This window comes from Mesorhizobium sp. M7A.F.Ca.CA.002.15.2.1, assembly GCF_003998715.1.
GTDB classification, from domain to species: domain Bacteria; phylum Pseudomonadota; class Alphaproteobacteria; order Rhizobiales; family Rhizobiaceae; genus Mesorhizobium; species Mesorhizobium ciceri.
In genome coordinates this window covers 1-12777 of the sequence record NZ_RZPI01000072.1, presented here as the reverse complement: position 1 = coordinate 12777, position 12777 = coordinate 1, and the positions used below count along the sequence as shown (strand labels likewise).

The 12777-nt window shown below is 62.2% G+C and carries 15 protein-coding genes and 1 pseudogene; 3 read left to right on the top strand and 13 right to left on the bottom strand.

From position 1 onward, the window contains the following. The 10 genes from ENZ74_RS07010 to rpoZ all read right to left on the bottom strand — a co-directional run. A partial coding sequence (locus tag ENZ74_RS07010; RefSeq protein ID WP_164760964.1) for a phosphotransferase occupies nt 1–262 on the bottom strand: 262 nt, incomplete at its 3' end. Nucleotides 263–267: 5 nt separating this feature from the next. Then, a complete protein-coding gene (era, locus tag ENZ74_RS07005; protein ID WP_013532583.1) occupies nt 268–1194 on the bottom strand; it encodes a GTPase Era in 927 nt (308 codons plus the stop codon). Further along, complete coding sequence (rnc, locus tag ENZ74_RS07000) at nt 1191–1946, bottom strand: ribonuclease III (RefSeq protein WP_013532584.1); 756 nt, start codon at nt 1944–1946, stop codon at nt 1191–1193. The genes era and rnc overlap by 4 nt, the downstream gene beginning before the upstream one ends. Continuing rightward, entirely contained in the window at nt 1946–2695 is a 750-nt protein-coding gene (lepB, locus tag ENZ74_RS06995) for a signal peptidase I (protein WP_013532585.1), read from the bottom strand. The genes rnc and lepB overlap by 1 nt, the downstream gene beginning before the upstream one ends. A gap of 78 nt (nt 2696–2773) precedes the next feature. Then, nucleotides 2774–3187, bottom strand: coding sequence for a holo-ACP synthase (acpS, locus tag ENZ74_RS06990; protein WP_013532586.1), 414 nt, complete (start codon nt 3185–3187; stop codon nt 2774–2776). Continuing rightward, complete coding sequence (locus tag ENZ74_RS06985; protein ID WP_013532587.1) at nt 3184–3783, bottom strand: DUF2062 domain-containing protein; 600 nt, start codon at nt 3781–3783, stop codon at nt 3184–3186. Before ENZ74_RS06985 ends, acpS begins: the two co-directional genes overlap by 4 nt. A 254-nt stretch (nt 3784–4037) precedes the next feature. Continuing rightward, nucleotides 4038–4418, bottom strand: coding sequence for a VOC family protein (locus tag ENZ74_RS06980; RefSeq protein ID WP_024503070.1), 381 nt, complete (start codon nt 4416–4418; stop codon nt 4038–4040). A 35-nt stretch (nt 4419–4453) separates the two neighbouring features. Beyond that, nucleotides 4454–5032 carry an orotate phosphoribosyltransferase gene (pyrE, locus tag ENZ74_RS06975; RefSeq protein ID WP_013532589.1) on the bottom strand — a complete coding sequence of 193 codons (579 nt, stop codon included), beginning with the start codon at nt 5030–5032 and terminating at the stop codon, nt 4454–4456. Between the two features lie 50 nt (nt 5033–5082). After that, the gene (locus tag ENZ74_RS06970) at nt 5083–7311 is read right to left on the bottom strand and encodes a bifunctional (p)ppGpp synthetase/guanosine-3',5'-bis(diphosphate) 3'-pyrophosphohydrolase (RefSeq protein ID WP_013532590.1); all 2229 of its coding nucleotides are present in this window, start codon (nt 7309–7311) and stop codon (nt 5083–5085) included. A gap of 128 nt (nt 7312–7439) precedes the next feature. Beyond that, nucleotides 7440–7841 carry a DNA-directed RNA polymerase subunit omega gene (rpoZ, locus tag ENZ74_RS06965; protein WP_013532591.1) on the bottom strand — a complete coding sequence of 134 codons (402 nt, stop codon included), beginning with the start codon at nt 7839–7841 and terminating at the stop codon, nt 7440–7442. Nucleotides 7842–8164: 323 nt separating this feature from the next. Between rpoZ and ENZ74_RS06960 the strand changes: the two genes are divergently transcribed. Further along, entirely contained in the window at nt 8165–8746 is a 582-nt protein-coding gene (locus ENZ74_RS06960; RefSeq protein ID WP_010915096.1) for an NYN domain-containing protein, read from the top strand. 11 nt (nt 8747–8757) lie between these two features. Beyond that, complete coding sequence (locus ENZ74_RS06955; protein WP_013532592.1) at nt 8758–9414, top strand: uracil-DNA glycosylase; 657 nt, start codon at nt 8758–8760, stop codon at nt 9412–9414. 17 nt (nt 9415–9431) lie between these two features. Here the strand turns inward: ENZ74_RS06955 and ENZ74_RS06950 are convergent, their stop codons facing one another. The 3 genes from ENZ74_RS06950 to dapA are packed head-to-tail and all read right to left on the bottom strand — an operon-like array spanning nt 9432 to nt 11544. Further along, complete coding sequence (locus tag ENZ74_RS06950) at nt 9432–10142, bottom strand: GH25 family lysozyme (protein WP_013532593.1); 711 nt, start codon at nt 10140–10142, stop codon at nt 9432–9434. 15 nt (nt 10143–10157) lie between these two features. Beyond that, complete coding sequence (gene smpB / locus ENZ74_RS06945) at nt 10158–10637, bottom strand: SsrA-binding protein SmpB (protein WP_013532594.1); 480 nt, start codon at nt 10635–10637, stop codon at nt 10158–10160. 25 nt (nt 10638–10662) lie between these two features. Continuing rightward, nucleotides 10663–11544, bottom strand: coding sequence for a 4-hydroxy-tetrahydrodipicolinate synthase (gene dapA / locus ENZ74_RS06940; RefSeq protein ID WP_013532595.1), 882 nt, complete (start codon nt 11542–11544; stop codon nt 10663–10665). 247 nt (nt 11545–11791) lie between these two features. Here dapA and ENZ74_RS06935 point away from each other — a divergent pair. Beyond that, nucleotides 11792–12777 (top strand): annotated as a pseudogene (locus ENZ74_RS06935) (lytic transglycosylase domain-containing protein); the annotation flags it as partial.

Genomic DNA, 12777 nt, shown 5'->3' with positions numbered 1-12777 from the left:
GAACTCCCATCGCCAGCGGCACCGGGATCGGCAGCGGCAGCAGAGGTGCGAGCCTCGGCAGCCAGCGATGCTCCTTTTCCACCTGCAGGGAATAGGCCGCGGCGCTTGGCAGTCGCACGGTCATCTCGCCGCCCAGATGAAAGGTCCTGTTGTCCCATCCGCCTGATGCAACCGGCCTGACCGGAAGATCCTTCCACTTGGGAAATTGCGTGGCGATCAATCGGCTGACAAGCGTTATGTCGATGTTCGGCTTGCTGACCATCGAGCCTAGCGCGGAAACTCGAGCCCCATTTCGCGGTAGCGCTCGGGGTCGTCGCCCCAGTTCTCGCGCACCTTGACGAACAGGAACAGGTGCACCTTCTGTTCGAGGATGCCTGCTATCTCCATGCGCGCCGCCTGGCCGATGGCGCGGATGGTCTCGCCCTTGTGGCCGAGAACGATCTTCTTCTGGCTGTCGCGCTCGACATAGATGGTCTGGTCGATGCGCACCGAGCCGTCCGGCTTCTCTTCCCATTTCTCGGTCTCGATATGCGAGGAATAGGGCAATTCCTGATGCAGCCTGAGATAAAGCTTCTCGCGCGTGATCTCGGCCGCGAGCTGGCGCATCGGCAGGTCCGAGATCTGGTCTTCCGGATAGTACCGGGGACCGACCGGCAGAGACTCGGCCAGATAATCGAGCACGTCCTTGCAGCCGGAACCGGTCAGCGCCGACACCATGAAGGTGCGCTTGAACGGCACCCTTTCGTTCGCTGCCGCCGACAGAGCCAGCAGCGCTTCGTGCTTGACGCGGTCGACCTTGTTGAGGATCAGCACCATCGGCTGGCGCACATCCTTCAGCCGTTCGAGGATGGCGTCGGCGTCGCCCCTGATGCCGCGCTCGGCGTCGATCAGAAGCAGTACGATATCGGCGTCCTTGGCCCCACCCCAGGCGGTGGTCACCATCGCCGTGTCGAGCCTCCGCTTCGGCTTGAAGATGCCGGGCGTATCGACGAAAACGATTTGCGCATTGTCATGCGTGGCGATGCCGCGCACGATGGCGCGGGTCGTCTGCACCTTGTGGGTGACAATCGACACCTTGGCGCCGACCAATTGGTTGACCAAGGTCGACTTGCCCGCATTGGGCGCGCCGATCAGCGCGACAAAGCCGGAATGCGTGGCGGCGGCTGTGGTCGCCGGCTCTTCGGTAGCGGTCATGCCGCGCTCCCTTCACTGGAGGGCCGCGAGCCCCCCGATTTTTGGGCCGATGCGGCGGCCCAAACGCCTTCGCGCACAAGAAATGCCGAAGCCGCCGCTTCTTCGGCCGCCCTGCGCGAGCCGCCGGTGCCGCTTATCGGCGCAAAGCCGCGGACCTGCAAGGATACAGTGAAGACCGGCTGATGGTCGGGTCCCTCGCGCTTGTCGATCACATACTCGGGTCTGATATCGCTGGTCTTGGCAATCCATTCCTGCAGATCGGATTTCGGATTGAGCGGCTTTGCGATCACCGTATGCGAGCGCGGTTCCCAATAGCGCAGGACGAACCGCCGCGCGGCCTCGATGCCACCGTCGACGTAAACCGCCGCAATCAGCGCTTCGACCGCATCCGCCAGATAGTTTCCGCCCGAGCCGCGCGACCGCATCTTCAAGGCAGAATCGGCGCGGACCAGATCCTCCAGCTGCATTTCGATGCCGATTTCGGAGCAGGTCCGCGCATCGACCAGCGCATTGAAGCGCGGCGCGATTTCACCTTCCGGCGCATCGGGAAATTTTTCGAAAAGCATATCGGCGACGACAAGCCCGAGCACGCGGTCGCCAAGAAATTCAAGACGCTGGTTGTTGGTGGCCGCCTTGACCGCACTGGAATGCGTCAAGGCGGTCTCAAGCAAACGGATATCCTTGAAGACGTAACCGGTCTTGGCCTTCACCAAACCGGCCAGTGTTTCGCCTGTCGGGCGCTTCAAAGCCATCAATTGACGAAGTGGAACAGGCGCGAAGCGCGCATCAGCGACGGCCATTTCCAGATTTCGAGAGGGCTCGCCTTGCCGGCGATCGAGAAGAAGACAAGATTGGCGCGGCCAACCAGATTTTCCGCGGGAACGTAGCCGACGGTGAAACGGCTGTCGGCGGAATTGTCCCGGTTGTCGCCCATCATGAAATAGTGGCCGGGCGGCACGTCGAATTCGCGGGTGTTGTCGCCGATCGAGTTCGAATTCAGGTCAAGCGTGTCGTAGCTGACGCCGTTGGGCAGGGTTTCGCGATAGACATCGATCGGGCGCGATTCCTCGGTGATGTCGGGATTGTCGATTTGGCCTGTTTTCACGCGCGGCACGCCGACACCGTTGATGAAAAGCTGGCCGTCCTTGACCTGGATCTTGTCACCCGGCAGGCCGACAACGCGCTTGATGTAGTCGACGGACGGATCAGGCGGGAATTTGAAAACCGCCACGTCGCCGCGCTTCGGCTCGGAGCCCCAGATGCGGCCCGAAAAAATATCGGGTCCGAAAGGCAGCGAATAGCGCGAATAGCCATAGGACCATTTGGTGACGAACAGATAGTCGCCTTCCAAAAGCGTCGGCCGCATCGATCCCGACGGGATCGAAAAAGGCTGGAACAGCAGCGTGCGGATGACCAGGGCGAGCAAAAGCGCCTGGACGATGACGCTGACGGTCTCGCCAAGCCCGCCGGATTTCTTCTCGGATTTTTCAGCCACGCTCATGTCGTCCTCGATTGTGCGTTGGATGGTATAGAGTCTCGGCGCGCGCTGGGCAACGTCAATGCCGGTCGTCAGAGGCAATCAATGTGGCGCTTCTTCGACGGGCAGCGCCTCGATGATCACAAAGGCTTGAGCGAGCGGGAAATCATCCGTGATGGTGAGGTGGATTGCCGCCCGATAGCCCTTTGGCAGGATTTTGGCCAGCCTGGCCTGCGCTCCTCCCGTCAACGCCATGGTCGGCGCGCCACTGGGCAGGTTGACGACACCCATGTCGCGCCAGAACACGCCCTGCGCCAGTCCGGTGCCCAGCGCCTTGGCGCAGGCCTCCTTGGCGGCGAAACGCTTGGCATAGGAGGCCGCGCGGGCGCGTCGATTGTCCGAACGCGCCTGTTCGATGTCGGTGTAGATTCTCTGGACGAAGCGCTGGCCGTGACGCTCCAGCGATTTCTCGATGCGTCTGATGTCGATCAGGTCGCTGCCGATGCCGATGATCATCGCGCAGTGGAACCGATGCTTGCGCCGGGATGGGACGATTGCGCATGCCGGCTTGCGCGCTCGGCCAGGCGTTTGCGCCGCTGTTCGCGGAAAGCGTTCATGCCCCAGCGCGTGATGGCGTAGAACAGCAGCCCGAAGATCAAGCCGAGCGGAACCGCACCGATCAGCATCGGTTCAAGGACCGGTTTCCACAATTGCGCGAAGGAGAGGTTGTGCAACATCTCGCCCAGATGCGCCGGCGGCCCATGTGTCGGCAACCGGTCATGCAGGATGAGCTTGCCCGTTTCCCACGACGCGCCCCATAGCAACGGGAAGGTCAGCGGGTTGCCGAAAAAAACCGCGCCAAGCGCCGCCGCCACCAGATTGCCGGCTATCACCCAGCACAGGATGGCAGCGATGATGAAATGGAAACCGACGGGGAAGAATGAAGCGAAGACACCGGCCGCAACGCCGGCCGCCACCGCATGCGGTGTGGCCTTCAGCCGCAGGATGCGCTTGGAAAAATACTGAAGCGAGCGCGAAAACGAGCGGCGCGGCCAAAGATAGGTACGCACCCGCTCATAAAGGCCATCAGGCTTGCGGCGTCGAAATAGCACTCTGTTCCCGTTCCACAGCGCCCGCAACGGCACCTTCAGCCGGGCGTGGCAGCCACATCTTGCGCTTGACGATCACCCTATGGCAATCGCCAGCTTATATAACAACGCGCTGGCGCAAGAACAACCAAACACCTTTTGTGCGCCGCGCTTGTCGCCGCCCTTCGGGGCGGCAGGTCTTGCTTCGAACATTGGACAATCGCGGCAAATTTAAGGAACGGCAGTCGCATCGCCGAAAGGCACAGCGCCGCCAGCGGCTACGGCAGGTATTCGCTGACCTCGACCAGATTGCCGTCCGGGTCGCGGAAATAGACCGACATCATTGGACCTCGGGCCCCGACACGTTCAACCGGGCCGAGTTCCACCACCACACCATTGGCCGCGAGCCGCGCACGGACCTCATCCAGTGGCCGCTCGGTGATCAGGCAGAAATCACCTGATCCTGATGTCGGCGACTTCGCCTTTGGCTCGAAAGTCCGGCCGACCTCATGCACATTGATCTTATGGCTACCGAAAGCCAGCGCCGTCGGTCGATCCGCCGCGTCGATGCGCTCAAAACCCAGCACGCGCTGGTAAAACTCACAGGTCACTTCCAGCGAAGCGACCGTCAGCACGAAATGATCGATGCCGGCGATCATTTCCAATTCGTCTTCACGCATGTCGGCATGCCCCGTCAGATGTTGCGGCTGCCGGGCTTGATCGCCGGGATGGCGGCAAGCTCCGGCGGCAGCCGGTCGGCCGGATAGGCCGGGACCTCATACTCGGCAAGCGCGATGAGCGGCACGCCGACATCAGTCTTGCCGGCCGAACGGTCGATGATGCAGGCCGCGGCAACCACCTCGGCGCCAAGCTCGCGCAGGCACTCGATGGTCTCTCGGATCGACAGGCCGGTGGTGACGATGTCCTCGACGATGACGACACGCGACCCCCTGGCGATCTCGAAGCGGCGCAAGCGGAACTCGCCCCCCTCCCGCTCGACCCAGATCGCCGGCACGCCGAGATGACGTGAGGTCTCATAGGCCGGGATCAGCCCGCCGATCGCCGGGCCGACGACATAGTCGATCTTGCCGGGCACGCCTGCGCGGATCTTCTCCGCCAGCGCCTTGCACAGAAGCTCGGTCTTGTCGGCATGCATGAACACGCGCGCCTTCTGCAGGAAGACCGGACTGCGCAGGCCCGAGGTCAAAATGAAATGCCCTTCCAGAACAGCACCCGCCTCGCGGAAAATGCCCAGCACTTCATCGGTGTTCATGTCTGCCTCTTTTTGATTGACCATGATGTTGTCCGAAACCGGAGCATGGTCTAGCCATTGACGCGTCTTGCGTCGCTGACGCTCGAATTGTCCTTGAGCTGCGATAGCAGCCGGTTGAGGTGCTTGAGATCCCAGACTTCGAGATCGATCAGCATTTCGGTGAAGTCGGGCGCAGTGCGCACCATCGACAGCGTATGGATGTTGGCGTCGTTCGAGGCAACCACCTGCGCTATATCGGCGAGTGACCCCGGCGCGTTGATGGCGGTGACCGATACGCGCGCCGGAAAGCGTTCCTTGGTGCGCTCATCGATGTCCCAGCGCACGTCGATCCAGCGCTCGGGCTGGTCATCGAACGCCTGCAGCGCTGGCGACTGGATCGGATAGATAGTGATGCCGGTGCCCGGCTGGACGATGCCGACGATGCGATCGCCAGGGACTGCCCCTTCCGGCGCGAAGCGCACCGGCAGATCGCCGCGCACGCCGCGGATCGGCACGGCTCCATCGCGCGGCTGGTCCTTGTCCTTGCGCGCGGCACGACCCGGAATCTGGAACAGCATGCCGGCGGCATTGCGGATCTTCGACCAGCCCTCCTCTCGCGGCTTGGGGACGGCCGTGGTGACGCGCTCATCCTTGTAGTCGGGGAATACCGCCTTCATGACATCAGTGGAGGCGAGCTCGCCACGCCCGACAGAGGCCAGCACATCCTCGATGTCCTTGCGCGCCAACCTGTGCAGCACCTGCTTCAGGCTCTCCTTGGTGAAGGTCTTGCCGGCACGCTCGAAGGCGCGTTCCAGGATGCGGATGCCAAGACCCGAATATTGCTTGCGGATGGCGTTCTTGGTGGCACGGCGGATGGCCGAGCGCGCCTTGCCGGTGACGACGACCGATTCCCACGCCGCCGGCGGCACCTGCGCCTTGGAGCGGATGATCTCGACCTCGTCGCCGTTCTTCAGTTCCGTCATCAGCGGCATGATGCGGCCGTTGACCTTGGCACCGACGCAGGTGTCGCCGACATCGGTGTGCACCGCATAGGCGAAGTCGATCGGTGTCGCGCCGCGCGGCAGCGCAATCAACATGCCTTTCGGGGTGAAGCAGAACACCTGGTCCTGGAACAGTTCCAGCTTGGTATTTTCGAGGAAATCCTCAGGGTTGTCGCCTTCGGCAAGCTGCTCGATGGTGCGGCGCAGCCAGGCGTAGGCGTTGGTTTCCTTTGAAATCGCGTGGGCGGCGCCATTCGTCTTGCCGCCGGTATCCTTGTAGATCGAATGGGCGGCGACGCCGTATTCGGCGATCTTGTTCATCTCTCGGGTACGGATCTGCAGCTCGACACGCTGGCGCGACGGGCCGACAATGGTGGTGTGGATCGAGCGGTAGTCGTTCTGTTTCGGCGTCGAGATGTAGTCCTTGAAGCGACCCGGCACCATCGACCACGCGGTGTGGATGGCGCCAAGCGCCCGGTAGCAGTCCTCGACCGTGTCGACGACGACGCGAAAGCCGAAGATGTCAGAGAGCTGCTCGAAGGACAGCGCCTTGGCCTCCATCTTGCGGAACACCGACCACGGCTTCTTCTGCCGGCTCTTTACGCTGGCGTTGATCGCATGCTTCTCGAACAACGTGGACAGTGCCTTTTCGATGTCCGTCAGCACGCCCTTGTTGCGTTCGAAGATTTCGGCAAGCCGTGCGGTGACGGCGCGATAGGCTTCAGGATTAATGAAGCGGAAGGCGATCTCCTCCAGCTCTTCACGCATGCCTTGCATGCCCATGCGCCCGGCCAGCGGTGCGTAGATATCCATCGTCTCCTCGGCGATGCGCAGGCGCTTGGCCTCCGGCATGTGGTCGAGGGTGCGCATATTGTGCAAACGATCGGCGAGCTTGACCAGCAGCACGCGGACATCTTCCGAAATCGCCAGCAGAAGCTTTCTCAGGTTTTCCGCCTGCTCGGCCTTCTTCGAGACCAGATCGAGCTTCTTCAACTTGGTCAGGCCCTCGACCAGCTTGCCCATTTCGGGGCCGAACAGATCGTCGATCTCGGCCCGCGTGGCGGTCGTGTCCTCGATGGTGTCGTGCAGCAGGGCGACCGCGATCGTCGCCTCGTCCATATGCATTTCGGTGAGGATGGCGGCGACTTCGAGCGGATGCGAGAAATACGGATCGCCGGAAGCGCGCTTCTGGTGGCCATGCTTCTGCATGGCATAGACATAGGCCTTGTTGAGCAACGCCTCGTTGACGTCAGGCTTGTAGCGCTGGACGCGCTCGACAAGCTCATACTGACGCATCATGGGCGGAATCTCGCGGTGCTGAAATGATTGATGCGCCGCACTAGCGTACGGCGCATCCCATAGATAGCCACGAAACTGACTGGACGGAAGTGCCGGAAACGTATTCCAGGCAGGTCCAGAACGCTGGCTTAGTAGTCGTCGCTCTTTTCCGGCGGCACCAGGCCCTCGATGCCGGCCAGGAGGTCTTCCTCGGTCATCCGGTCGAAGGTGATGTTCTCCTCGGCGTCGTCGGCGTCGGTGGCGGCAACGGCGGTGCCGGTCTGATCGGCAATCGCCTCGCCATCGGCCTCGGGCTCGTCGACCTCGACATGCTTCTGCAGCGAATGGATCAGATCTTCCTTGAGGTCGTCGGGCGACAGCGTCTCATCGGCGATCTCGCGCAGCGCCACAACCGGATTCTTGTCGTTGTCACGCGGCACTGTGATCGGCGCGCCCTGGCTGATCTGCCGGGCACGATGGCCGGCAAGGAGCACCAGCTCGAAGCGGTTGTCGACCTTGTCGATGCAATCTTCAACGGTTACGCGGGCCATGGATTGCCCCTTTCATGCGATGGATTTGATGGAAAACAGGCTCGGTCCATAACCCGAACGCCGCCAAAATACAAGCATCATGGCAATGGCTGGGTTGCATGGCGCCCAAACCTTGGTTCAAACACCCGATTTGGCAAAACCAGTCTGTGCTATGTGTTCGGTGTCCCGATCACAATTGCTTGCAGTGCCGCACGCGCCCTTGGATTGCCGCGAAACTGGCGCTATCTCGGATGGCATAGAGGTCAGCCGGTTTATTATGAGCCTGACCGAACGCTATCGCATTTGGTTTAGACGGGTGTTTATTTCGAGAAGGAATATTTTCCATGTTCGACCCTCGTGAAAAAATCGCCCTATTCATCGACGGCGCCAATCTCTACGCGACGTCGCGCGCGCTCGGCTTCGACATCGACTACCGCAAGCTTCTGTCGAGCTTCCAGAAGCGCGGCTATCTGCTGCGCGCCTATTATTACACGGCGCTGGTCGAGGATCAGGAATACTCCTCGATCCGTCCGCTGATCGACTGGCTCGACTATAATGGCTTCAAGGTGGTCACCAAGCCGGCCAAGGAATTCACCGACTCGACCGGCCGCCGCAAGATCAAGGGCAATATGGACATCGAGCTCACCGTCGATGCGCTGGAACTCGCCGATGTCGTCGACCACTACGTCATCTTTTCCGGCGACGGCGATTTCCGCACATTGGTCGAGGCATTGCAGCGGCGTGGCCGCAAGGTATCGATCGTCTCGACCATGGCCTCGCAGCCGCCGATGATCTCCGACGATCTGCGCCGCCAGGCCGACCATTTCATCGACCTGACGACGCTGAAGAACGAGGTTGGCCGTGACCCGTCCGAGCGCCCGGTGCGCAGGCCCGAGCCGGCCGAAGTCGACGAGGACGATTATTGAGGCCGGTCGCCTTGACCGTGCTTTCCGCCTCCGAACCCGGCCGCGATTGCCCGCTCTGCCCAAGGCTGCATGACTTCATCGCCGAGTGGCGGCAGCGCGAGCCGTCCTGGTTCAATGCGCCGGTGCCGACTTTTTTACCACCCGAGGGTGACGCGGCGGTTCAGTTGCTGATCGTCGGGCTGGCGCCTGGCCTGCGCGGTGCCAATCGAACGGGCCGCCCGTTCACCGGCGACTATGCCGGCGACATGCTCTACTCGACGATGATTTCGCACGGTTTTGCGCGCGGAGAGTTCAAGGCGCGGCCAGATGACGGATTGGAGCTGGTCGGCACCGCGATCACCAACGCGGTGCGCTGCGTGCCGCCGGAGAACAAGCCGGTGGGCGCTGAGATTGCCACCTGCCGGACATTCCTGGTGCCGACGATCGCCAGGTTCCCGAACCTGCGCGCCGTGCTGGCACTGGGATCGATCGCGCACCAGTCGACGGTGCGGGCATTGGGCGGGCGTGTCGCCGCCTATCCGTTCAAGCATGGCGGGCAGCTGCCGGCCGGCAGCATCACGCTGTTTTCGAGCTATCATTGCTCGCGCTACAACACCAACACCGGTGTGCTGACCGAAGCGATGTTCGTTAGCGTTTTCAGCCAGATAGCGGCGTTCCTGCAGAAATAGAGTCGGGCGCCAGCGGATCAGCTTGATGGCGCAAACAGTGCAGCCAGCACCGCCGGCCCACCCTTCAGCACATTCATATCGACATCGCCATTGATGCCGTCGACGCGACCCCTGTTGTGGTACTGCCAGTAGACCCAGTCGTCGCGGTCCGGCTCCAGGAGCAACGAGCGGAGCCAGAGCGGACGGGCAGCAATGCGCCCTGCATAGGTCTGCGCTGCCTCATCGGTCAGATAGACGATCGCAGGCTTGCCGAACGTCGCCTCGACTGGAGCGAGGAACGCGGCCAGTTCGGCGTTCAATTGTTCGGGCGTCGGCCGCTGCGGGCAGTTGCCGCCGAATTCGATGTCGACGACCGGCGGCAGCAGCGGCTGGTCGTGCGGCACAACCGAGATGAAATTCTTCGCCTGGTCGGCGCCAGGTCGGCAAAAGGTGAAAAAGTGATAGGCGCCGACGGCGAGACCGGCGGCGCGGGCCTCTTCCAGATTCTTCGCGAAGGCATCGTCGACATGATCGCCGCCTTCGGTCGCCTTGATGACTGCGAAGGCGACATCGTCGGCGGCGACACGCGGCCAGTCGATCCGGCCCTGATGATGGGAAACGTCGATGCCCCTGAGCGGATATTTGTCGCGGTCCGGCGAGAATGCCTTGAAATAGATGTAGCCGCCTGCTGCGACGAAACATACCAAGACCAGACTGGCCAGACCAAAGAGAACAATTCGGTTCTTCAAGCGAATGGCCCCAGCCTACCCACGCTCTTTTAACAGCCGGCCCTTCTCGCGCGACCAATCGCGCTGCTTCTCGCTCTCGCGCTTGTCGTGCAGTTTCTTGCCGCGGCCGACAGCGAGCAGCAGCTTGGCGCGGCCCTGGTCGTTGAAATAGATTTTCAGCGGCACAAGCGTCATGCCTTCGCGGTCGACGCTTTGCGACAGTTTCGCCATTTCGCGCTTGTTGAGCAGCAGCTTGCGGCGCCGCCTGGGCTCGTGGTTGAAGCGGTTGGCCTGCAGATATTCCGGCAGATAGGAATTGATCAGCCAGATCTCGCCGCCTTCGACCGAGGCGTAGCTGTCCTGGATGTTGGCCTGGCCCTGGCGCAGCGACTTGACCTCGGTGCCGGTCAGCACCAGACCGGCCTCGACCGTGTCGAGCACCTCATAGGAAAACCGCGCCTTGCGGTTTTCCGAAACGGTCTTGTTGTTGGGATCGGCTTTTCTGACTTGATTCATGATGCGGAGAGGTGGCGCCTCATCCCTAATTAATCAAGCCGGCGTGCTTCATAGCCGCATCGATCTTGTCGGCAGTCGACTGTTCGATCGTCACCAACGGCGAGCGCAGCACGTTTTCGACCTTGCCTAGCTTCGACAGCGCGTATTTGGCGCCGGAAACGCCAGGCTCGATGAAGATCGCCTTGTGCAGCGGCAGCAGGCGATCCTGCAGATCCAGCGCCTTGGCGCTGTCGCCGGCAAGCGTTGCCTCCTGGAATTCGGCGCACAGCCGCGGCGCGACGTTCGACGTCACCGAAATACAGCCGACGCCGCCATGCGCGTTGAATCCAAGCGCCGAAGCATCTTCGCCCGAAAGCTGGATGAAATCCTTGCCGCACGTGGCACGCTGCTCGGAAACCCGTTCGACCTTGCCGGTGGCATCCTTGACACCGACGATGTTCTTGAAGTCGTGCACGAGCCGGCCCATCGTGTCCGGCATCATGTCGATGACCGAGCGCGGCGGGATGTTGTAGATGATGATCGGCAGCTTGGTCGCCCTGGCGACCGCCGCGAAGTGCTCATACAGGCCGCGCTGCGTCGGCCTGTTATAATAAGGCGTGACGACCAGGGCGGCATCGGCGCCGGCCTTCTCGGCATACTGCACGAGCCCGACGGCTTCCTCGGTGTTGTTGGAACCAGCGCCGGCGACGACCGGAACTCGTCCCTTGGCCACCTCGATGCATACCTTGACGACCTGGCGGTGCTCGTCATGCGACAGTGTCGGCGACTCGCCGGTGGTGCCGACCGGCACCAGGCCCGTCGTGCCCTCCGCGAGTTGCCATTCGACGAATGCGCGAAAGGCTTTCTCGTCGAAACGCCCGCTCTTTTCGAACGGTGTCACGAGCGCAGTAAGCGAGCCTCTCAGCATATCGTCCAACTCCTTGGCACTTCTGGTGTTTTGTGTCGGTGTTTGTGGTCGCGCCTTCTAACCGAAAGCGAAGCGGCGCACCATAGTCTCGACATGGTTGCGCGGCAAGCATTGCCATGGTGCCAGCAAGCGCAATTCGAACGGCCTCGCTAACTCTTTGTTTACGGGCTCTTCACGACCTAAGTTTAGGCTTCGAGGCATCTTCGCCAGCTTGTGGAATGCCAGGACAAGGAAAGATTTAGGGATCATGCCGGGCGGTCGGCCTCACCTTCTCGCGCTGCTTGGCGCCGCGCTCGCGCTGATGCCGGGCATGGCGATCAGCGGCAGCGTGGACGCACGGGTCACCTCAGCCATTCCGATTCCAGGCGCGGCAATTGCGCTGCCAGACCTGCAGGACAGAACGCGACAGGCGCCCTTGCCCGACGTCGCCCCTCTGAAAAGCGGACTGGATGCGTTGGCGCGGGGTGATAGTCTCCGCGCTCGTGGCGTGCGCGATGCCCTTCCGGCGCAGTCGCTCGACCAGCATATCCTTGCCTGGGCGATCGCGCTTTATGGCGGCGACAAGGTTCCGAGCGACGATATCACTGCTGCGGCCAAGATGCTGCCCAACTGGCCGGGGACCGTAGCCCTGCGCAAGAACAGCGAGCGCGCGCTCTATCGAGAGAACCCTGCCCCCGACATCGTCATCAGGGCGTTCGATGGCAGCCAGCCGCAGACATTCGAAGGCGTGATGGTTCTCGCCCGCGCCTATGTGGCGTCCAGCAATACCAAGGCGGCGCGTTCCGTGCTGTCGCCCTTCTGGCGCACCGCGATCCTGGAGGCCAAGGACGAGGCGGCGCTGATCAAGGAATTCGGCAGCCTGATCCCGGCCGCGGACCACCGCTTTCGCATGGAGCGCATGTTCTATGCCGACCGCGCGAATTCCGCGCTGCGCGTCGCCGGCCTCGCCGGCGCCCAGCAGCTCGCCGATGCATGGGCGGCGGCCGACAAAGGCGACAAGAACGCGCCCAAGCTGCTGAAGGCCGTGCCGGCAATGCAACGTTCGGCCGGCTACTTCTTCGCGCAGGCCGAATATTTGCGCAAGCAGGAGGATTTTGCCGGCGCTGCAGCCATTGTGATGCAGGCACCGACCGATCGCGAAGCTCTGGTCGATCCGGATGCCTGGTGGGTCGAGCGCCGGGTGCTGTCGCGTGAACTGGTCGACCAGGGCGACATGAAGGCCGCGTACAAGAT

Coding starts and splice junctions, on each gene's coding strand:
- era (WP_013532583.1), bottom strand. CDS start 1,194: ATGACCGCTACCGAAGAGCCGGCGACCACAGCCGCCGCCACGCATTCC.
- rnc (WP_013532584.1), bottom strand. CDS start 1,946: ATGGCTTTGAAGCGCCCGACAGGCGAAACACTGGCCGGTTTGGTGAAG.
- lepB (WP_013532585.1), bottom strand. CDS start 2,695: ATGAGCGTGGCTGAAAAATCCGAGAAGAAATCCGGCGGGCTTGGCGAG.
- acpS (WP_013532586.1), bottom strand. CDS start 3,187: ATGATCATCGGCATCGGCAGCGACCTGATCGACATCAGACGCATCGAG.
- ENZ74_RS06980 (WP_024503070.1), bottom strand. CDS start 4,418: ATGATCGCCGGCATCGATCATTTCGTGCTGACGGTCGCTTCGCTGGAA.
- pyrE (WP_013532589.1), bottom strand. CDS start 5,032: ATGAACACCGATGAAGTGCTGGGCATTTTCCGCGAGGCGGGTGCTGTT.
- ENZ74_RS06970 (WP_013532590.1), bottom strand. CDS start 7,311: ATGATGCGTCAGTATGAGCTTGTCGAGCGCGTCCAGCGCTACAAGCCT.
- rpoZ (WP_013532591.1), bottom strand. CDS start 7,841: ATGGCCCGCGTAACCGTTGAAGATTGCATCGACAAGGTCGACAACCGC.
- ENZ74_RS06960 (WP_010915096.1), top strand. CDS start 8,165: ATGTTCGACCCTCGTGAAAAAATCGCCCTATTCATCGACGGCGCCAAT.
- smpB (WP_013532594.1), bottom strand. CDS start 10,637: ATGAATCAAGTCAGAAAAGCCGATCCCAACAACAAGACCGTTTCGGAA.
- dapA (WP_013532595.1), bottom strand. CDS start 11,544: ATGCTGAGAGGCTCGCTTACTGCGCTCGTGACACCGTTCGAAAAGAGC.